19 protein-coding genes are annotated in these 19,583 nt (G+C 46.9%); 10 read left to right on the plus strand and 9 right to left on the minus strand.

Annotation, left to right across the window (positions count from 1 at the left end; all coding sequences use genetic code 11):
- Positions 1-82: 82 nt before the first annotated feature.
- Positions 83-1,336 carry an L-methionine/branched-chain amino acid transporter gene (gene yjeH / locus L4D06_RS11010; RefSeq protein ID WP_429739388.1) on the minus strand — a complete coding sequence of 418 codons (1,254 nt, stop codon included), beginning with the start codon at positions 1,334-1,336 and terminating at the stop codon, positions 83-85.
- A 125-nt stretch (positions 1,337-1,461) separates the two neighbouring features.
- On the opposite strand from yjeH, the gene L4D06_RS11015 reads away from it, so the two are divergent.
- Entirely contained in the window at positions 1,462-1,608 is a 147-nt protein-coding gene (locus L4D06_RS11015; protein WP_274164219.1) for a hypothetical protein, read from the plus strand.
- A gap of 9 nt (positions 1,609-1,617) precedes the next feature.
- Positions 1,618-2,058, plus strand: coding sequence for an Lrp/AsnC family transcriptional regulator (locus L4D06_RS11020; RefSeq protein ID WP_274164218.1), 441 nt, complete (start codon positions 1,618-1,620; stop codon positions 2,056-2,058).
- 47 nt (positions 2,059-2,105) lie between these two features.
- Here L4D06_RS11020 and L4D06_RS11025 read toward each other — a convergent pair whose 3' ends face one another.
- Positions 2,106-3,008, minus strand: a complete 903-nt coding sequence (locus L4D06_RS11025; RefSeq protein ID WP_274164217.1) for a LysR family transcriptional regulator — start codon at positions 3,006-3,008, stop codon at positions 2,106-2,108.
- Between the two features lie 174 nt (positions 3,009-3,182).
- Between L4D06_RS11025 and cuyA the strand changes: the two genes are divergently transcribed.
- From cuyA to cuyB, 7 genes are all read left to right on the plus strand, one after another.
- Positions 3,183-4,193: a D-cysteate sulfo-lyase gene (cuyA, locus tag L4D06_RS11030; protein WP_274164216.1), complete on the plus strand. Its 1,011-nt coding sequence runs from the start codon at positions 3,183-3,185 to the stop codon at positions 4,191-4,193.
- Between the two features lie 92 nt (positions 4,194-4,285).
- The gene (gene hisD, locus L4D06_RS11035) at positions 4,286-5,599 is read left to right on the plus strand and encodes a histidinol dehydrogenase (protein WP_429739391.1); all 1,314 of its coding nucleotides are present in this window, start codon (positions 4,286-4,288) and stop codon (positions 5,597-5,599) included.
- 67 nt (positions 5,600-5,666) lie between these two features.
- Positions 5,667-6,854, plus strand: a complete 1,188-nt coding sequence (locus tag L4D06_RS11040; RefSeq protein ID WP_429739393.1) for a DegT/DnrJ/EryC1/StrS family aminotransferase — start codon at positions 5,667-5,669, stop codon at positions 6,852-6,854.
- A gap of 184 nt (positions 6,855-7,038) precedes the next feature.
- Positions 7,039-8,025 (plus strand): TRAP transporter substrate-binding protein, encoded by a 987-nt coding sequence (locus L4D06_RS11045; RefSeq protein WP_274164213.1) that lies wholly within the window; start codon positions 7,039-7,041, stop codon positions 8,023-8,025.
- A gap of 134 nt (positions 8,026-8,159) precedes the next feature.
- A complete protein-coding gene (locus L4D06_RS11050) occupies positions 8,160-8,666 on the plus strand; it encodes a TRAP transporter small permease (RefSeq protein WP_429739395.1) in 507 nt (168 codons plus the stop codon).
- Between the two features lie 135 nt (positions 8,667-8,801).
- A complete protein-coding gene (locus tag L4D06_RS11055; protein ID WP_274164211.1) occupies positions 8,802-10,082 on the plus strand; it encodes a TRAP transporter large permease in 1,281 nt (426 codons plus the stop codon).
- 12 nt (positions 10,083-10,094) lie between these two features.
- Complete coding sequence (gene cuyB / locus L4D06_RS11060; RefSeq protein WP_429739398.1) at positions 10,095-10,799, plus strand: cysteate racemase; 705 nt, start codon at positions 10,095-10,097, stop codon at positions 10,797-10,799.
- A 51-nt stretch (positions 10,800-10,850) separates the two neighbouring features.
- Here cuyB and rocF read toward each other — a convergent pair whose 3' ends face one another.
- Positions 10,851-11,780 carry an arginase gene (gene rocF / locus L4D06_RS11065; protein WP_429739400.1) on the minus strand — a complete coding sequence of 310 codons (930 nt, stop codon included), beginning with the start codon at positions 11,778-11,780 and terminating at the stop codon, positions 10,851-10,853.
- A gap of 134 nt (positions 11,781-11,914) precedes the next feature.
- Positions 11,915-12,643, minus strand: coding sequence for a MipA/OmpV family protein (locus L4D06_RS11070; RefSeq protein ID WP_429739402.1), 729 nt, complete (start codon positions 12,641-12,643; stop codon positions 11,915-11,917).
- Positions 12,644-13,083: 440 nt separating this feature from the next.
- On the opposite strand from L4D06_RS11070, the gene L4D06_RS11075 reads away from it, so the two are divergent.
- Positions 13,084-13,380: a hypothetical protein gene (locus L4D06_RS11075; RefSeq protein ID WP_429739404.1), complete on the plus strand. Its 297-nt coding sequence runs from the start codon at positions 13,084-13,086 to the stop codon at positions 13,378-13,380.
- 169 nt (positions 13,381-13,549) lie between these two features.
- Here the strand turns inward: L4D06_RS11075 and L4D06_RS11080 are convergent, their stop codons facing one another.
- The 5 genes from L4D06_RS11080 to L4D06_RS11100 form a co-directional block, all read right to left on the minus strand.
- Entirely contained in the window at positions 13,550-15,406 is a 1,857-nt protein-coding gene (locus tag L4D06_RS11080) for a hypothetical protein (RefSeq protein ID WP_429739405.1), read from the minus strand.
- A gap of 181 nt (positions 15,407-15,587) precedes the next feature.
- The gene (locus tag L4D06_RS11085; protein WP_274164206.1) at positions 15,588-16,385 is read right to left on the minus strand and encodes a phosphodiesterase; all 798 of its coding nucleotides are present in this window, start codon (positions 16,383-16,385) and stop codon (positions 15,588-15,590) included.
- Positions 16,386-16,413: 28 nt separating this feature from the next.
- The gene (locus tag L4D06_RS11090; RefSeq protein ID WP_429739407.1) at positions 16,414-17,241 is read right to left on the minus strand and encodes a carbohydrate ABC transporter permease; all 828 of its coding nucleotides are present in this window, start codon (positions 17,239-17,241) and stop codon (positions 16,414-16,416) included.
- Positions 17,238-18,131 (minus strand): carbohydrate ABC transporter permease, encoded by an 894-nt coding sequence (locus L4D06_RS11095; RefSeq protein WP_274164204.1) that lies wholly within the window; start codon positions 18,129-18,131, stop codon positions 17,238-17,240. Before L4D06_RS11095 ends, L4D06_RS11090 begins: the two co-directional genes overlap by 4 nt.
- A gap of 127 nt (positions 18,132-18,258) precedes the next feature.
- A complete protein-coding gene (locus L4D06_RS11100; RefSeq protein WP_429739409.1) occupies positions 18,259-19,524 on the minus strand; it encodes an ABC transporter substrate-binding protein in 1,266 nt (421 codons plus the stop codon).
- Positions 19,525-19,583: the final 59 nt, after the last annotated feature.

Below are 19,583 nucleotides of genomic sequence, written 5' to 3' on the forward strand. Positions count from 1 at the left end.
CGAGAAAATCGCACATGTTGACAGTATTGTCGATAGAATTTCGGAAGCGAATGTTTTGATGCAAAAGTTTATGTGCATCAGGTTACAAGTTAACGGCTTTGCGATTGTGCTTTTTCCCTTGCAGCATGAGCAAACCAAAGATCGTGAGGGCATAGAGCATTGACCAGCCCAAACAGATAAATACAAAAGTACATAGCACCAGAGATAAAGCGGCGAGCCACTTAGATGCGCCTTGGAGCAGTTTGAAAGCGGCTAACATTGCCATCAAATACACCAGTACAAAAATGCTGTTGGCGAGCTTAAGGAAAAATTCCAAATTCAGCCCAGACAGTTCACCAAAGACACATGAAATAGCCAGAACGGCACCTACTCCCAGAGTGGCGTTTATCGGTACACCTCGTGCGGATACTTTAGCCATTTTCCCCGCGGGTTTGTATTCACGTGCTTGCGCCCACACCATACGTGAAAGGCTCTGTGTATAGAGATTCACGCTGGCGAAGCAGGCAGAAAATCCCACCACGCTGACCAGCAACTTAAAACTAGGACCAAAGAGCTGTTCGCTCAAAAAAGGAATGGAGGCACTGTCAAATTCCACACTGCCATAAGCATGGAACTTGAGGATCACGACTGACGCTGCCCAATAGGTAGCGCCYGCGACAAAGCAACCCACGATAATCGCGATGGGAAAATCGCGCTGTGGATTTTTAAATTCCTCACCCATGTGAGCAAAAGCCTCAATGCCAACAAAGCACCAAAACATCACGCCCAACGCCGCGCCGATTGGCCAGATGGAATCGCTGGTGAGTACAGGCATCGTTAGGTCAGCGGTACCCACTTCACCGCGCCATAAAAATGCACCCACAAGCGCGAAGATGCTGATTGCGATAACAGTTTGGAGTTGGCCTGAAGACTTAGCGCCCATCAGGTTCACGCCAATCAGCAACACAACGGTGATCAACTGTGCAAGTAGAAAGTTATTTAACCCATCGGGCAGCAGTTGTTGTAAAAAACCTGCAGCTAACGCAATGGCGGCAGGGACACCAACAGGAATAACGCTAACAAAAAGCCAAGCGACGCTGCGCTCCAAGCGAGGGTTGAATGCCTGACGAACAAGATAGGCGGTTCCGCCAGCATTGGGGTAACGTTTTCCAAGTTGTGCAAAGGTCAGCGCGATCGGACAAATGGCGACAAACAGTAATAGCCACGCCCACAATGACAGCTCACCCGCGATGCCAGCCGCAATGGCAGGGATCATAAAGAGGCCTGTGCCTAACAGAGTGGTGGAGAGTTGCCCGATACCAGATAACAGGGTGATTTCTTTTCTAAGCTGATTCATCGTCACTTCTATGTGCAGCGGAATGGATTACACGCCAAGATTAAAGCGGACAGGCTGAAAAAGCATCGCTCAAACTGTCTTTGTTAAGCGTCAAATTAACGGTTTTCTGCATTAAAGGTGACAATGTGACGGTTTTTCGCGAACTCTCAGTGTTATCTGAACAATTTTGCGAGCAGCAGAGCGTGTCTAGCGATAAAGTGTTAGGCGTGATAACTATCCAGATAGACATGCCAATGGGATTGGCAGTTAGCAACGAAGAAATGGAAGTATAGAGATAAGCAATGGACAAATTTGATAAGCAGATCTTAAACATATTGCGCGTTGACGCCCGTCGAACCGTCAGTGAGATAGCGCGAGATGTTAGCCTCTCGCGATCTGCCGTCACCGCCAGAATTCGGAAAATGGAGCAGGATAAAATCATCCTTGGCTATCATGCGGACATTGCCGAAGAAGAGACGGTTCAAGGTGTCACCGCCTATTTGGCCTTGAAGTTTGATACGTCATCCAATGGGCATCATTGTGAGTCTTACGCTGCTGATATCTATACGTTAGATGGCGTCAAATGGTGTCATGCTATTAGTGGTGAAACCGACATGATGTTGTACGTCGAAGTCCCAAACATGGCACGGTTAAATGAAATCCGTGAGCACATTCAAGCGTACCCTGAACTGACACATTTGATCACCCATACAGTGCTCACCGAGTTCTTCAATACTAAGTAGCGACGGCGAATGGTGAGAGTGAAGAATAGTGACGAGAGCGATCGCCACTATTCCTTGCCATAAAGCTCATTGAGATAGATCCAAAACCTTTCCACTTCAGCTTTTACGCTATGCCGATTGCGATAGAGTAAAATGCGTAAGTCTATTCTTGGCAACGCTGCATCCAATTCGACGAGTCGTTTTTCTTCCAACTCTTGTTTGACCAAACTTGATGGTAACCATGTTGCGCCAAACCCTTGTGTTGCCATTGCTTTTAATCCTTCCGCCATTTCGTTTTCACACACCACATCATACTGATAATGCGAGGGAATCGAGCTTATGGCCGACTTCTTGATTAGCCCACCGAGATACGTTTCCTCGGGAAAAGCGAGCAAACGGCAGGGCACTCCATTGTTGAATCGATGCAAGGGATCGCCATGTTCATCCGGTGCAGATACAGGAATAAGACGATCGCGTCCCACCTGAATGGATTGGCTTTTTTTCTTCATTTGCGGGCTATCTAATGCCTGCGAAGCGAACGTTAAAAGAAAATCGCCAGACCCTGCTAAGAAGGCTTCGTTGAGATTATGTATATTTCCAGGCACTAGCTTTACCACGGCATCCGCAACTAACGGGCTTAAGGTTTGAATCCATGCGGGAAAAAAGGAAACAGCCGTTGAATGTTGAGCCAGAAAAATCAGTGAGTGAGGGTTCTTTCGTTGCTGAAGTCGATTTCTCACTTCCGTGATGTCATTGATCAGCCGTTGAGCTTCTTCGACAAATTCAGTGCCAGCGTCGGTCAAGCTGGTGGGGAGTGCATCACGATTCACTAAGACAATGCCAAGCCAATTTTCCAGTGAACGTATACGCCGACTAAATGCAGGTTGAGTCACATATCTTGCGTTAGCTGCTTTGGAGAAACTTCCGTTCTCACTCAGCGCAATAAAATCCTCAAGCCATTTCAATTCCATGAATTCAATCCTTTAGCGTCCTGCTAGAACAGTTATGCCGAAAAGTAACCGGCGTTTGTTCAATATAGGTATTGGCGAAAAAGATTGTCGTCTCACAGGCTGTAATCATTGCAAAAGCTTCTAAGTTGATGCTTAGACAGCCCATTAAAAGACCACTTGATAAGGATATAACTCATGCATCTTGCCCGTTTCCCGCGTCTTCATTTCGCTCATCTTGCTACGCCGTTAGAACCAATGCCGAACCTGTCAAAAGCGTTGGGTGGCCCCACGTTGTGGATTAAACGTGATGACTGCACTGGCTTGGCTGGCGGGGGAAATAAAACACGTAAGCTGGAGTTTTTGATGGCGGATGCCGTGGCACAAGGTGCTGACACCATCATCACTCAAGGTGCAACACAATCAAACCATGCTCGTCAAACCGCTGCTATTGCTGCGAAATGCGGCATGGCTTGCCACATCTTGCTTGAAGATCGCACGGGATCTGACGATCCAGATTACGTGTTCAACGGAAACGTCATGTTGAACCAATTGTTTGGTTCTTCACTGCAAAAATACCCGGCAGCGACCGACATGAATGCCGCCATGGAAGATGTGGCAGCGACGATGCGTGCGGAAGGCAAAAAGCCGTACATCATTCCTGGCGGGGGTTCTAACCCGATTGGTGCACTGGGCTATGTGAACTGCGCGTTGGAATTGCTCACTCAAGCGAATGACCGCAGCTTGAAAATTGACCACCTCGTTCACGCCACAGGTTCTGCCGGTACGCAAGCGGGGCTGGTGACAGGCCTATGTGCATCAAACAGCCTCATTCCGCTGCTAGGCATTGGTGTGCGTGTGCCGAAAGAGCAACAAGAAAATAACGTGTTTGCGCTGGCCGAGCGTACTTGCGATCTACTAGGCATACCAGGTGCTGTGCCGCGTGAAAGTGTGGTCGCTAACTGTGATTACGTCGGCGAAGGCTACGGTATTCCTGCAGAAAGCACGATTGAAGCCATTTCATTATTCGCGAAGCACGAAGGCATTTTATTGGATCCCGTTTACTCAGGAAAAGGCGGTGCAGGCTTGATAGACCTGATCCGTAAAGGCCAATTCAAAGAAGGCGAGAACGTTGTGTTCCTTCACACTGGTGGTGCGCAAGCTCTGCCGGGCTACCGCGACGCATTTGGTTTTGACGCGTACTGCTAAGCCACTCAGCTAGCCCTGTGGCTAGCTGACCCTTCTCGGAGCGAGCTTACCTGCTCGCCAAGGCTAACTTTGGATTTCGGTGAGTAAAAACAATGGAATATCTAAAACGGGGTGAGCGTGAGGCTGACGTGCAAACGGATGATGAGTGCATCCAGCAGGTGGTGAAAGACATGCTGGCGAAGATCCGACGCGAAGGCACCAGTGCCGTAGAAGAGTACGCCAAACACTTTGATAACTGGCAGGGTGATTTTGTCTTATCAGATGAAAAGAGGGCGGCGCTTATTGCATCTGTGCCACAGCGAGTAAAAGACGATATCGACTTTGCATACCGACAAGTTCGACGCTTTGCTGAAGCGCAGCGAGCAAGCTTACAAGCATTTGAAATTGAAACCGAAGAAGGCGTGAAACTGAGCCAACGCGTGATCCCCGTAGATTGCGCAGGCTGTTATGTACCCGGTGGACGCTACGCCCATGCAGCCTCTGCACTAATGAGTGTCGCAACGGCGAAAGCGGCGGGTGTGCCGACGGTGGTTGCGTGTTCTCCACCTCGCGGTGATTCAATTAACCCCGCAGTGGTATACGCCATGGATCTTGCTGGTGCAGACATCATTCTCGAAATGGGCGGCGTGCATGCTATTGCCACCATGGCATTTGGCTTATACACCGGAAAGTCAGCCGATATCCTTGTTGGCCCAGGAAATGCTTACGTTGCTGAAGCCAAGCGCTTGCTGTTTGGCGAAGTGGGTATCGATGTGTTTGCAGGGCCGACAGAATCTGCGGTGATCGCGGATGAGACTGCAGACCCAATGACCATTGCCGTGGATTTGGTTTCGCAAGCTGAACATGGTCCGAATTCCCCTGTCTGGTTGTTTACCACCAGCAAATCGCTAGGCGAGAAGGTCATTGCGTTGATGCCACAGGTGATTGCAGATATGCCAAATGCAGAAGTGTGTGAAGCCGCGTGGCGAGACTATGGCGTTGTCATGGTGTTTGAAGATAGAGAAGAGGCCGCCAAAGTCAGCGATGAATGGGCGTGTGAGCACGTTCAAGTTCAAGCTGCTGACCTCGATTGGTGGAAAGAAAATCTCACTAACTATGGATCGTTGTTCTTGGGTGAAGGTAGCACCGTGACTCATGGCGATAAGTGCTCAGGAACCAACCATATCTTACCGACCAAAAAAGCCGCGCGTTACAGCGGCGGATTGAACGTTCAGAAGTTTCTGAAAATCCTGACCACCCAAGAATTGAGCGTTGAAGCGAACCTTATGTTTAGCACTGCAGGTTCTCGTATTTCGCGTACAGAGGGTATGGAAGGTCATGCACGAGCCTGTGACTGGCGCTTAACCAAATATTTCCCTGATACCGAATGGGATTTCGAGGTCTATCAACAAAAACGCTATGACTGATTCTTCCGTCATGCATAGGTTCGACTTAGATCGCGTTGATGACACGCGAGCCGCGAGGAAAACGAAAATGCACACGTTCAAAAAATCGTTTACTCAGCAAATGCCTATCTCTGAAAGTGCGATCGCCAGTGCAGTAGAAGTGATGCGTACAGGGCGGCTTCACCGCTACAACACGGTAAATGGAGAGCTGAGTGAGGCTGACTTGCTCGACAAACAGTTCGCTCAATATCTTGGTGTGAAGTACTGCTTAAGTTGCGCGTCTGGTGGCTATTCCCTTTATATCGCCTTGTTGTGTGCGGGAGTGAAACAGGGTGATGGCGTGCTGTGCAATGCCTTCACATTGGCTCCTGTTCCGGGCGCAATCAACAATGCTGGTGGCGTCCCCGTGTTGGTTGAAACAACAGACGATCTGACTATCGATCTTGAAGACTTAGCTGACAAGATTACGTTGTCTGGTGCTCGGTTTCTGTTGCTTTCCCACATGCGCGGCCACATTGCTGACATGGATGCCATCATGGCAATTTGCGAACAAGGTGGTGTGGTATTGATTGAAGACTGTGCCCATACCATGGGTGCAGATTGGAATGGTAAGAAGAGCGGCACGTTTGGGCTAGTGTCGTGCTTTAGCACACAGACTTACAAACATATCAACTCTGGCGAAGGTGGGTTTCTGGTCACCAACAATGATGAAGTGATGGCGAAAGCCATTATCTATTCAGGTTCATATATGTTGTTTGACCAACACTCCACATTGCCGCCCATTGAAACCTTTAAAGACATTGCTAAAGGGACGCCCAACTTCAGCGGAAGAATGGATAACCTTCGTGCCGCGATACTGCGCCCACAGTTAGCCGCGTTAGATGCACAGTGTGAGCGTTGGAATGAACTTTATCGTGCCATGGAAAAAGCACTTTCATCGATTGAAGGGTTGCGTTTAACCGACCGTTCCCCGAGCGAGCATTTTGTCGGGAGCTCAATTCAATTCTCTCTCCCGAATGTCCCCAAAAACCAATTAACCAAGGTTGTGGTTGGCTGTGCGGCTCGTGGAGTAAGTGTGAAATGGATGGGAGACAGTCAGCCCTCAGGTTACAGCAGTAAATATAACCATTGGGAGTACTTGGAACAGCTTACGCCGCTTCCTAGCACCGAGCGTGTTCTCGCGTCTCTGTTCGATATGCGAATCCCGCTCACCTTTGACCAATCTGATGCAGACAGTATCGCTCAGGTGATCTCAGAGGTGCTCGATACGCTGTAGATATCTAATTCCAATCGGATACAGCAGCGACATAGCAATCAGCAACGCCAGGAAATTTTACTACCAGAAAACCAGCAACACAGAAGTGTGGCAACACCGAGCAACGAAAATCTCGTATAGGCAAATGCTTAAGTACACAAGTTTTTAAGCATTCACGGATGTTATCGATTAAGAGGTAAAGGGTATGAAATTAAAGCAGTTGGCAAAGTTTGCAGCCATTTCCATCTTGGCTCTCCCCGTTCTTGCTAGCGCCAAAACCATGAAAGTAGGAATGGGCGACCCGATTGAATCTGATCAGGGGGCGTATGCAATTCGATTTCAGGAGTTGGTTGAGTTCTATTCGGGCGGTGATATCAAAATCAAACTGTATCCAGGTGGAGCATTGGGCAGTGAAACCGAAATGGTGCAAAACACCCGTTTAGGTTCATTGGACATGGCATTGGTTGGAATTGGCAACGTGACCCCGTTTTCTAAAAAGCTGGGTGCATTGACCATGCCTTATTTGATCACTAACTCTTCTGACGCTGTGCTTATTACCACGGGAGAGCTGGGAGAGTATTGGAACGAACTCGCGATAAATGAAGCAGGGGTTAACATTTTAGGCTGGACGTATTCTAACTTCCGCCATCTGACCAATTCAAAACGCCCTGTTAAAAACCTTGAAGACGTGAAAGGCCTAAAAGTGAGGGTTCCGCAAAACAGCATTATGTTGAAATCGTGGGAAGTATTTGGTGCGAATCCAATCGCGATGGCATGGACAGAAACCTTCACGGCATTGCAACAGAAGGTTGTAGACGGACAGGACAATCCGTACATCGTGAACAACACCATGAAGTTCTATGAAGTGCAGCCGTACTTAACGGAAGTGCATCATCAGTATTCTTTGCAACCGCTTCTGATAGGCAATCGAACCATGGGTAAACTGAGCGACGAGCAACGTGCGATTTTGAATCGAGCGGGCTTAGAAGCGCAGCAATACGCGTTGGTTTTCCAAATGACAGAAGCTGAGAATGCCAAGCAAAACATGATCGCGAATGGTGTTGAAGTTTCCACCTTGGAAGATGAAGACAAATGGATTGCGTTGGCGAAGGAGAAAGTTTGGCCTGAGTTTTATGACGATATAGGCGGTAAAGAAAGCTTTGACGACGTGCTGGAGAAATTGCAGCAGTAGCGGCTGACGCTGTGTTTGTGATGAGCTGACTCAAAGGCAGCAGAAGCAATCTCTCGGGGAGTCAAAAAACTCCCCCTAAAAAGGGCGATCAAACAATGGTCGCGCTTTTTAACCTTGTACAAAAGGGCGCTGTCATGCAAAGCGTATTACGAAAATTGGACCAATTTGAAAGCTATGCGTGTCAAGCGCTGCTGTGTCTATTTGTCACCTTACTGTTTATCCAAGTCATTATGCGGGTGGCTTTCAATTACGGCATTCCTTGGAGCGAAGAGCTATCTCGCTTTGCTTTTGTATGGTTCGTGTTTTTGGGCGCTTCCTATGCGGCCCGTCTTTCCGCCCATAATCGTGTGACCTTTCACCTTAAACTGTTGCCAGTGAAAGTTCGGCAAGGCATTGAACTTATAGCGGACATGCTTTGGATTGCTTTCAACACCATGATGACCATCAAAAGCATCGAAGTGATTGAAAGTTTGATGGAATACCCTTTTCTGTCTCCCGCTCTCGACTGGTCAATGGCGTTCCTTTATTGGATCTTCCCGATTTCGTTCACCCTGACGTCCATTCGAATTATTCAGGTCAATTACCTCAAATTGGTGAAAGGTTATGAATTCAAAGATATGGATGATCCACAAGCAGACTGATGCGTTAATGGGCTGCTTCACTACGCCCAATCGCTATTAGCTATTAATGCGAGTCAATCACCGCTTGGGTTGTGATGTTCGTGGCCACAGGGCAGGCAGCACGGAGTGTTGTCACCAATTAGAAAAGGAGCCGTCATGTCGGCATCGTTAGTTCTTTTCGGCTCATTCTTTGGGCTTCTCTTTATCGGCGCTCCCATCGTGATTGCGCTAGGTGGCTCCGCCATGTTGGTGTACTTGTTATCCGGTGATGACTATGTCTCTCTGGTACAAACCGCATGGAACGCCGTCGATTCGTTTCCTATTATGGCGCTTCCCGCGTTTATTCTTTCTGGCGCACTCATGCAGGCGTCGGGTATATCCAAGCGTCTTGTTCATATTGCTGAATTGATGGCAGGACCAATGGCAGGTGGGCTTGGTTTTTCCGCCATTCTCGCCAGTATGTTCTTTGGCGCGATTTCAGGCTCTGGCCCCGCAACTACCGCAGCGGTGGGCATGTTGATGATCCCAGCACTGGTTGATAAAGGCTACAACCGAGGGTATGCCGCCGCGCTAACGGCGTCTTCCGGTGGTCTTGGCGTGGTGATACCGCCGAGTATTCCCATGGTGATCTATGGCGTTACCGCGAGTGAGTCGATCGGGAAATTGTTCATTGCAGGCGTGATTCCGGGAATCATGCTAGCCGGTGGTTTGATGATGACAAACTATGTCATCAGTAAAAAGAAAGGGTACGTTGGCGCACCCAATCAAGAACCCGGTGAACTGCGTAAAGCCTGCAAAGACGGTATTTGGTCTATTCTTGCGCCTTTTGTGATTCTCGGTGGCATATATTCAGGTCTCTTTACCCCAACAGAAGCGGCTGTGGTTTCAGTGTTCTACACCTTGTTTGTCGGCAAGTTCATTCACAAAGAACTGACACTAGACGGATTGAAAGGATCCCTGAGTTCTACCACATGGTTAACAGGCCGTGTTCTCATCATTATGTTCGCGGCCACCGCATTTGGTCGCATTCTTGTCGAAAATGATACGCCTACTGAGATAGCAAATGCGTTACTGTCGATGACAGACAGCCTCGCGCTGATCTGGTTGGTGGTTATTCTGTTTTTGATATTAATCGGCATGTTCATGGAGACGCTTGCCACCATCATGATTGTCACGCCAGTGCTATTACCTGTAATGGTTCAGTTTGGCGTTGACCCAATCCACTTTGGTGTGGTCTTGGTGTGTTGTTGTGAAATTGGATTTTCAACACCGCCTCTTGGCGAAAATATGTTTATCAGTTCTAGTATCGCCAAAGTCACCATCGAAGAGATATCGGTTAAGGCATTGCCATTCGTACTGGTTGAAATTTTGGTGGTATTCATCATGAGTTACTTCCCAGACACAGTGCTCTGGTTACCGAATATGATGGGATATTAGAGGGGGAAGGTAGTGAGCAGTAAGGAAATGACCGTAGGGATCCTAGGCGGTATGGGTCCAGAAGCCACGGTTGATTTGATGCGTCGTATAATCAAAGCGACGCCCGCGAATGATGATGCAGACCACATACGTCTGCTGGTTGATAACGACCCCAAAACACCTTCTCGCATTCAATATCTCATTGAAAATAAGGGGAAATCCCCCGCACCTCATATGGTGAAGATGGCGCTTGGATTGGAGGGCGGTGGCGCCGACATTTTGGTGATCCCCTGTAATACCGCTCATATGTTTTATGGTGAGGTGTCGAAAGCGGTGTCAGTGCCAGTGCTTAATATTTTGGAACTGTCTGCTGAAAAGATTCATCGACTTTACCCAGATTTCAAGAGGGTGGGGATATTGGGTTCAAGTGCCTTACAAATCACCCAACTCTATGCACCAGCATTTGCCGCGTGGGGTGTTGATACTGTGTTTCCTGACAATGATCGACAAGAGGCGCTCATGGCGCTTATTCGCGCCGTGAAAGCGAATACGCATACCAAGGAAATGACAGATGCGTTCAACTTAGCGGCAGAAGATTTAGAAGATCAGGGCGCGGCCTGTTTACTTATTGCCTGCACGGAATTATCCGTGATTGCGGGAAAATTGAAAACCGGACTGCCTAAGCTCGATGCTTCCCAGATACTGGCGGAACACATTGTAGAAAGAGTGAAAGGTTAAGTGTGCAATTGAAATCAGCACGAGGGTTATCCTCGCGCTGTTGTTTTAGGACTAGATAACACTTCTTCCAAACGCACTCAGCATCAAAGAGACCGCACGTTCTGCAGAGATGTTTCCTTTATCTAGGAAGGGATTGAGCTCGACAAGATCCACGGAAGTAATTAGGTTGGTTTCGGCACATTTCTCCAACAGCAAATGCGCTTCACGATAGGTGACGCCGCCGGGAACGAGCGTGCCAGATCCTGGGATGAACTCAGGGTCACACCCATCCACATCAAAGCTCACGTGGAAACCGACCGTGTCTTTGGTGACAATCTCGATGATTTCATCACTGACTCGACTCATGCCTAATTCGTCGATATCACGCATGCTATAAACCTTCACGCCGGATTGTTTGATGAGCTCTCTTTCTTTCTCATCAATGTCTCTGACCCCTACAAGTGCCACGTTTTCAGGCTTTATCTTAGGGTTTTCGCTCATGATGCTAGTGAAGTTTTTGTCTCCATAGCCCAGTAAGTGTGAAAGCGGCATACCGTGAACATTGCCAGAAGGAGAAATACCGGGAATGTTCATGTCGGCGTGTGCATCAAACCAAACCAAGCCGATGTTTTGGTTTTTCTTTTGGTAAAAGTCCGCGATGCCAGAGATGGATCCCATCGCGATAGAGTGGTCGCCACCCACCACCAAAGGAATGTCGCCGTTGGTGAGCGCATTATTGGTTGCGATGGCAAGATCGCGACAAACTTGCAGGATTTCATTTCGAAACCGCATGTTGCCGCCCGTTTCTGCAGGACGAGATTCTTGGGAAGGTACATTTATATCGACTTCTTGCGAGATGTGAAAACCCATCTTCTTGAGCTGCTCACCTAGTCCCGCGATACGAACGGCTGAAACACCCCCATCAGTGCCTCTGCGTGAAGCACCCAAATCCACTGGCACGCCGATGATTTGGATAGATTTAGATACGCATTTTTCTTCCATGACTTAGACCTCTAAAATTAGCCTCAGAGTGAGGATTCTTTCACATACCGTTTGTCAAAAACGTGCTTTAGCTACATTTAAATAACATAGCAGGGTTCATAAAAGAGAGCCTGAATAGAAAAAGAAGTCTTTTGCTAAAACTTATACGCCGCGCCAATGCTGAATTGCCAGCCGAGATCTTGCTGTACCAGCGGGCTTTCACTGTCGTGGTGTTCGAGCTCTAATTTGGACAAGCCGATAAATTCATCAGAGAAGTCGTAGATACCGATCAATCCAGACTTGTAGACCCAAGTGCTGTCTGCTTCGAAGTCAGCAAGACCGGATGTTCGGCTTTCATTGGCTGACACACTGTATAAATGATTCGATAATTTGGCGTCGCGATAATCCACCTCGACATACGGAGAAAGGGTGAAATTGTCAAAAGGGGTATCGAACGCTCGTCCTAAATGCAGTTGCACTTCGAAGCCACTATGCTCGTCGGTAACATCATGCAGGTAGGTTAGCCGAGCGCCGACGGTGCCAATGGTAATACCTAATTCGCCATTGCCATCGCGATCATCTATGCCATTTGGAATATCATCGAAATCATCAGAGACTTCGGCAAATCGCCACTGACCTGAAATACCAACCCAAGGCAACACGGAATAATTCAACAAACTGCCATCAATAAATCCATATTCACCGTTGTAGAAAATATTGGGTTCTACACCGCCTTTTGACCCGTCATTGGAAAAAACTGACTCTCCCACCGTAACACTGCCACCGACAAAGCCGTAGTCGTCGTATTTGTCGTTGGCGACGACATTCATTGATAGAACCAACAAGGTAAGTCCGGACATTGGCGCTAAACCGAGTTTCATCATGGATTGCTTCTCATCATCTTCTATGCATTGAACATAAAAAGAACGGATGGGATTCGAAAAGATGACGCGAATTTTGAATTGTTCAGATATTGAGAGATTTTATGAGGTATTGAGAGTGCATTGAGAGTTGATTGATAGAGATTTGTGAGGATTAAGAGGCCGATGTATTTCGCCGCGATGTTCAACCTACGTGGGCAAATATCTATCAGGTGCGTTATATGCTGGCATGTTGATGATGAGCAGTGTGTCATTTGCTGACAACCAGGAACAATAATCCGCGCAGGTTGAAGATGATGTAACCTATCTGGTGAAGCAGATGCTAGAGTCTGACTGCATTTTTAGCGCAAAGAAAACCGATATAGTCGCCAAGAAGCGATGGGGCATCTCCAGAGCAAGTGGGATTTAGCATTAAAACGGTCTAACGAATAAGAGGATTCGCTATGAGAGATGAACAAGAACTGAGTGAAGCTGAGCTTGGCAAGATTTCAGAGATCCTCGAATTGCAGCAAGAGCAGATGCTCAACGACGTGAATGCGATTATCCATCAGCGAGTCAGTGCCGCGAAAGCTGAGCTAGAGAGCTCGGATTTAACCTTATCCGACATTGAGCCAGCGAACGAAGAGTACTTTACCGCTGTATTGTTGAGTGAACTGTTTTCACGCCTGCACAGCGGCGATGATGACGTCGCGGAAACCATCCTCTATAACCTTCGAGGCCAAGCAGGGCTGATTCTTTGAGTTGATGATGACACCTAGCACCTGCTCCTAACGGCAACAGCTAACACCAGTTCTATCGTGCGGTCAGGTTAGGCTCATCAAAGCGCAATGGAAAAGAAACGACGCCAGTAGCGTCGTTTTTTTTGTGGCTTTTTTTACATCATTGATAAATAAAGTCAGGATAGATGAATTACTCCTCTAGAGTAATTAACCCAACCCCAGTTGTTTGGTTCTCGTTATCCATTACTCCCCAGAGTTCCCCATTTTTCCTGACAAATATGGACTTGAATCTGCTCGGAGCTAGTTCATGGTTGAGGCTGTATTTATCATATTTGTTGTTCGAACGGTTGTATACTCTGATGTACTTACCCCTATTGTCATTTCCATAATCATGGGTTAAGGCGAAGTAAATTTTAGACTGTTCAGTGTTTTGTGCGCTTGAAATGAGTTCGACGTTTCGTTGGTAATCATTGGAGTCAGCCCATTCTGGTAAAGGAATTCCTGTTTGTTCAATCAATGAATTTGATTGGCTGATAAATTCAAAAACCTCACCGCACTTTGAAAACAATTTATTGTCGATTGAATTCAAAATTTCACAGCTCTCTTTGTCATCAGCGAGTGTCACTGAGTTAAGATTTTTCATATGATGGAGACTGCTTGAATAATCAGGTAATGAATAAGAATAGACAGTGAATTCATCATCGATGTTAGTGGTGTTTTTGGCAATTACTTTACCTTGTACCGCTGCAATGGTGTGATAACTATCAAGACCAAAGAAGGTTTTGTCTTCACTTTCTGCCAAGTTAATTGAATGTATTTCGTTATGACTATGATAACGACTTCCGGTTGAAACATATAACATAGAACCTGACGTAGCAAACGAGGTGATATTGCTCCCCCGGCTTAACGAATCACTTTTAAGTTCAATTAGTTGAAATGTACTGCTTTCTGGGTTTTCTAGATCAGGCTTAACGACGAAAACCCCGCGCTCAATGATGACCAAAATTCTCTCTTCGCTTGTAGGGTCTAACGCGAAGCCCGCGATAGAAGAAATACCCAAACCAAAATTTGACATTGCTCGGCTAAGAAAACGTGTGAAGTCAATGTATTGCCCTGAATCTATGTTTCCGTAGTAAAAGCTAAATCCACTTTCATTGGTGCCAAATATCGCATCATAGTGAGGTGAATAGATGGCGCCATAATTAAAGTAACGTTGCGGAAATGTATGTGTTTCCGAGTATGTGGCGATGAGATCACTAGAGAAAACATACCCAACATTAATTGTGATTGTGTCTTCTGGTAGTTGGCATTGGTAATCAGTAAATCCACACAGGTTAATTTCTAATGTGGTGTTTTTGGTTTTTTGATCGGCAGTTAAGTTGCTCGTTGATCCATAGTAACTACAAACGACATTCTCTTTGTTATCATCAATACGACACGATAGGCTAGAATTGTTACTGCTCTCTAACTCAGTTTCAATAAAAACATATTCATCTTTGTGAAAATTCGACAGAGGGATCTCGATTTTTTCTTCAACACCGAAAGGATTGTCTTCGTTGACATCGAACGTGATATTTTTTACGTTCCCATCGATAAATGTTGGGCTAATGACCGAATAGGAAATATCTATAACAAAATCAGATCCATTGACTTTATTATTGCAATTTTGATCGTAGCAAATTTCGAAGGCTACTTTTTCGTTGTATACACCATCGCTTAGGTCTTCATATGGTTTAATGTTAAATGAAATATAAGGTTCATCTTCGAATGGATTGAATGAAATTTGATTGATGCGAGAGTTTCGTGAGTCAGTTGTTGCAGCCCAGTATAATGTATTGACACTGTTGTCCAAGTTTACATTCAACGGGGAGTTTTCATTGATATATGTGTGTCTTTGAGGTGTAAATGAAAGACTGGTTTGAGTTGGGGTGATGGAACTCTGATTTTGACTAGAATCAGATACGTCGCTCCCGCCTCCACCGCCACAACTAATTAAACCGAAAGAGAAACTGACGACGAAAGTTATATTTATAATGCTACTTCTCATCTACTACTCCATGAAATGAGATTTTTCTTTTATATTAATGTGAAAATATACCAATTAATGTGAGTGTCAGATGTTCCGTATTTGATATTTATATTGTCATGTTACGTGATTCTGGATGAGTGAGCATTCAGGCAGAATCAGGAAAGCCTGTGTCCGCAGTCATTAAACGAATTATATAACCTCAAAACGGATACAAATCCCCATTCGGTGACAGCGAAAGATAGCTGCTGCGAAAGCCGTTATTCCATTCGTGGAGCATGTAGCCACCAGGTTTTTGAGTAAAACCGACCGGTGCGTTAGGACGATGATCGGTCATGAAACTACTGGCGACAGCGGGGGATGACAACACCGTTGCATTACCCATGCTACAGACAATACTGTTATGCAAATGTCCACATATCACACGTACTTCTCGTGTTGTTAGCTTCAACAGCGTTTCCATTTCATCCGCGCCGTTCAAGCCAATGTTATCCATGAAGCAAATACCTGATTCAAACGGGGGATGATGCATCGCGATCAACGCGGGTTTGTCGGGGTTCTCCGCTAACGCCTGCGCGAGAAATTGCAGTGTTGAGGGAGACAAGGCTCCTGCACCTTGATGTGGGATGACGGTATCTAATCCAATCACATCAAATGCAGAAAAACTTCTTACCCAATTGATTTCACCGTTCGTTGAACTTGCCGACAGTTCAGGAAAACTCGTTAACATGGCCTCTCGGGAATCGTGATTTCCGGGGATCACCAAATAAGGGATATTTAAACGAGAAATCTGAGTTTTAAACAACTCATAGCTTTCTACGTCGCCATGATCCGTGATGTCTCCTGTCGCGATAATGGCGTCAATATCACCGAAAAGCGGCAAATCTTGCTCAATTTTGTCGATAGCTTTCTCGAACAGCGCGTGAGTATTCAACTGACCGGACACCTTGTGCGGCGGTACGGTCAGGTGAATGTCTGTGATCTGAATAATTCGAGTCACCTTGGCTTGCTCCTATTTCTCTGTTCGCCTATTTAATGCCTGCACGCAAGAATGCTTGCACAAATTGACGTTGGAAAATCAAAAACGCGATGAGCAATGGTGCAACGGACATCATGGTCGCAGCCGATATGACCGAAATATCAACGCCATTCTCTGGAGCGCCGAAAATCGACAAACCCACAGTTAATGGGCGAGTGTCGTCTGAATTGGTGACGATCAACGGCCAGAGGAAGTTATTCCAGTGCGTGGAGACAGAGACCAGTGCGTAAGCCAAATATGTCGGTTTTGCTAATGGCACATACACCTTCATCAAAATCCCGAACAGTGAGCAACCCTCTACACTGGCGGCTTCATGCAATTCATACGGCACAGATTTGAAGGATTGTCGCATCAGGAATATCCCGAATGCGCTCGCCATATAAGGCATGCCCACACCCAGTATGGTGTCGAACAAACCGAGCTTGGATGTGACGGCGTAGTTTTCGACAATCAACACTTCCGGCAAAATGAACAACTGAAGTAACACCAGAATGAACACAAAATCTTTGCCGGGAAACGAGACCTGCGCAAACGCAAATCCTGCTAGCGTGGTAATCACAAACTGCCCAATCAACACAATGGTGACCAAAAAGAAGGTGTTGATGAAGTATTTAATCCAAGGCGCACCATCCCATGCCACCCTGAAGTTATCTAATGTCCATGCAGACAGTAGATTAAAGTTCACCGCATCAGATGTGGTGTGAAAAGCAGCCCAAAACGCGAAGAACAAAGGCGAAATCCAGATAACCGCAAGTAGCGTTGCACCAAACGAATCAAGGTATTTCTCAATACTCTTGATTGAAAATACAGGTTTCATTGGTAATGCGTCCTTTTATCTAGGTACATGAACTGGACGGCGGCAGCGATACCCAGCACTAACAGCACTAACACTGTCATGGCGGCGGCATGTGGCGCATCAAAGAAGGCGAACGCCATTTCCCAGATGTAGTAAAGAATGAGTTTGGATGCGTCCGACGGCCCGCCTTTGGTCAGTATGAATAAGTGGTCAATCAATTTAACTGAGTTGATCATCGCATTCACGGTAATGAACAAAGTGGTTGGCATCAGCAGTGGCAGCACGATGCGGCGCGTATATGTCCAACGGCCAGTGCCTTCAATATCGGCGGCTTCTTTATAGTCCGCCGGTATGGTCTGCAACGCCGCCAGATAGAAAATCATGAAGAAACCAGCTTCTTTCCAGATGGTCACAATGATCACCGCCCACAAGGCAGTTTCAGGGCGTCCTAGCCAGTTGACCGATTCAAAGCCAAACAGCGCACCAATTTGATCGAGTACCCCAAGATCGGGCGTGTAGAAAAACAGCCATAGGTTAGCGGCGGCAATCATAGGCAAGACGGTTGGCGTGAAATACGCCGTTCGCACAAAGCCTTTGCCAGAGATCTTCGAGTTGGCCCACAGCGCCATGATCAGCGCAATGGCGATGGAGATTGGAATCGTCATGGCGGCGTAAAATAGATTGTTCTTCACCACAATCCAGAACGTAGGATCGTTAAACAGATCCGTATAGTTCTCTAAGCCGACGAACTCCGTGGGTCTGCGTCGTGTACCTTTAGAAAACAAACTTTCCCAGAAGGTCGCCAACGAGGGATAAAACGCAAACAGTGTTAATAGAATCGCCGCAGGCGTGAGGAGAAACCACCCGTATAGGTGTTGCCGACGACGTTCCATTTCCGCGTAATGATTCATAATACTGCTCGGTATGGGAAACGAACCCCCACCACTCATGCGGTGGGGGGAGTACATATTGCTTGTGTTGAATGAAGGCTTACTGCTTTTGATTACTGCGTGTTAACTAACAACTATTGACTAACAACTATTGATAGTTACGCAGTAAACGTACCGCTGAATTTTGCGCTTCGCCCAATGCATCTTCCGGTGTTTTGGTTCCGGTCAGTGCGGACTGAATGGCATTGTTCAAGCCTTCACGAACACGTGCTGTTTCATACGTCGAAAACTCAGCGACAGCATGTTCCAATTGGTTACGAGCCACTAATGCTGGTGGGAATTCAACGGTGTAGTTTTGCAGTGCTTCTGTTTCATACGCGTCTTTAGACACGCCCATGTAACCTGTCGCAATAGACCATTTCGCCGCTTGCTCTGGGGCTGTCATGTATTTGATGAGTTTGAGTGACGCGGCTTTTTCTTCGTCAGACGTGTCTTTGAAAATGTAGAAGTTACCGCCGCCCGTTGGTGAGCCAAGACGCACATTACCTGGCAACATCGCGACACCAAAATCAAACTTCGCAGCATTCTTCACTGCGGTCAGGTTGCCTGTTGAGTGCCACATCATTGCGGTATTGCCTTCAAGGAATGCCTGACGTAACGTGCCCCATTCTACGGTGCCAGTTGGCATCACGCCGTGCTCTTGAGATAGGGACTGCCAGAATTTCAGCGTATCAACGACGTCTTTGTCATCAAAATACGTGGTCAAGCCATCATCAGACATCAGCTTTTTGCCGTTCTGAATCGCCAAGGCTTGGAACATCCAGTATGGGTAGCCTGTGGATGGGATCATGATGCCGTAGGTATCATCGTTGGTGAGTTTTTTGCCCATCTCGACCAATTCAGCCCATGTTGTTGGCGGCTTTTCTGGGTCAAGACCTGCGGCTCTAAACATGTCTTTGTTGTAGTAGGCAACAATGGTAGAACGTTGGAACGGAATGCCCCACGTTTGGCCTTCGGCTTGACCGTTTTCCATCAAAGCAGGGTAGAAGCCTTCCAGCCATGCTTTGTCAGCGTCGCCGTCAATCACCTCATCAAACGGTGAAATGATTTCTTGGTCAATCAAGTCATACACATCAATGGAGAACATCACTGCCAATTGTGCAGGTTCGCCAGAGTTAAGTGCAGATAGCGCACGAACGCGGGTGTCATCATAGTTACCCGAGTAAATCGCATTCACTTTGATGTCAGGGTTTTGAGCTTCAAAGTCATCCACTAACTGATCGACCACTTTAGTGAGCGAGCCGCCTACCGCAATGGGGTAGTACATATTGAGCTCGGTGACCGCTGCGGCAGAGTGTGTGGCTAAAGCAAAAGTACCCGCAAAGGCACAACTGAATAACGTAGAGAACTTCATAGTTTCACCATTGATTTTGTTGAACATTAATCTCAAGTTAGATTCCCAAATCGCGATCG

This window comes from Enterovibrio makurazakiensis (assembly GCF_050336585.1).
Classification (GTDB): domain Bacteria; phylum Pseudomonadota; class Gammaproteobacteria; order Enterobacterales; family Vibrionaceae; genus Enterovibrio; species Enterovibrio gelatinilyticus.

Excerpts from the sequence above, each read along its gene's own strand:
- L4D06_RS11025 (WP_274164217.1), bottom strand. The coding sequence starts at position 3,008 with ATGGAATTGAAATGGCTTGAGGATTTTATTGCGCTGAGTGAGAACGGA.
- cuyA (WP_274164216.1), top strand. The coding sequence starts at position 3,183 with ATGCATCTTGCCCGTTTCCCGCGTCTTCATTTCGCTCATCTTGCTACG.
- L4D06_RS11075 (WP_429739404.1), top strand. The coding sequence starts at position 13,084 with ATGAGAGATGAACAAGAACTGAGTGAAGCTGAGCTTGGCAAGATTTCA.
- L4D06_RS11055 (WP_274164211.1), top strand. The coding sequence starts at position 8,802 with ATGTCGGCATCGTTAGTTCTTTTCGGCTCATTCTTTGGGCTTCTCTTT.
- L4D06_RS11080 (WP_429739405.1), bottom strand. The coding sequence starts at position 15,406 with ATGAGAAGTAGCATTATAAATATAACTTTCGTCGTCAGTTTCTCTTTC.
- hisD (WP_429739391.1), top strand. The coding sequence starts at position 4,286 with ATGGAATATCTAAAACGGGGTGAGCGTGAGGCTGACGTGCAAACGGAT.
- L4D06_RS11050 (WP_429739395.1), top strand. The coding sequence starts at position 8,160 with ATGCAAAGCGTATTACGAAAATTGGACCAATTTGAAAGCTATGCGTGT.
- L4D06_RS11070 (WP_429739402.1), bottom strand. The coding sequence starts at position 12,643 with ATGATGAAACTCGGTTTAGCGCCAATGTCCGGACTTACCTTGTTGGTT.
- rocF (WP_429739400.1), bottom strand. The coding sequence starts at position 11,780 with ATGGAAGAAAAATGCGTATCTAAATCTATCCAAATCATCGGCGTGCCA.
- L4D06_RS11040 (WP_429739393.1), top strand. The coding sequence starts at position 5,667 with ATGCACACGTTCAAAAAATCGTTTACTCAGCAAATGCCTATCTCTGAA.
- L4D06_RS11045 (WP_274164213.1), top strand. The coding sequence starts at position 7,039 with ATGAAATTAAAGCAGTTGGCAAAGTTTGCAGCCATTTCCATCTTGGCT.
- L4D06_RS11090 (WP_429739407.1), bottom strand. The coding sequence starts at position 17,241 with ATGAAACCTGTATTTTCAATCAAGAGTATTGAGAAATACCTTGATTCG.
- L4D06_RS11100 (WP_429739409.1), bottom strand. The coding sequence starts at position 19,524 with ATGAAGTTCTCTACGTTATTCAGTTGTGCCTTTGCGGGTACTTTTGCT.
- L4D06_RS11020 (WP_274164218.1), top strand. The coding sequence starts at position 1,618 with ATGGACAAATTTGATAAGCAGATCTTAAACATATTGCGCGTTGACGCC.
- L4D06_RS11095 (WP_274164204.1), bottom strand. The coding sequence starts at position 18,131 with ATGAATCATTACGCGGAAATGGAACGTCGTCGGCAACACCTATACGGG.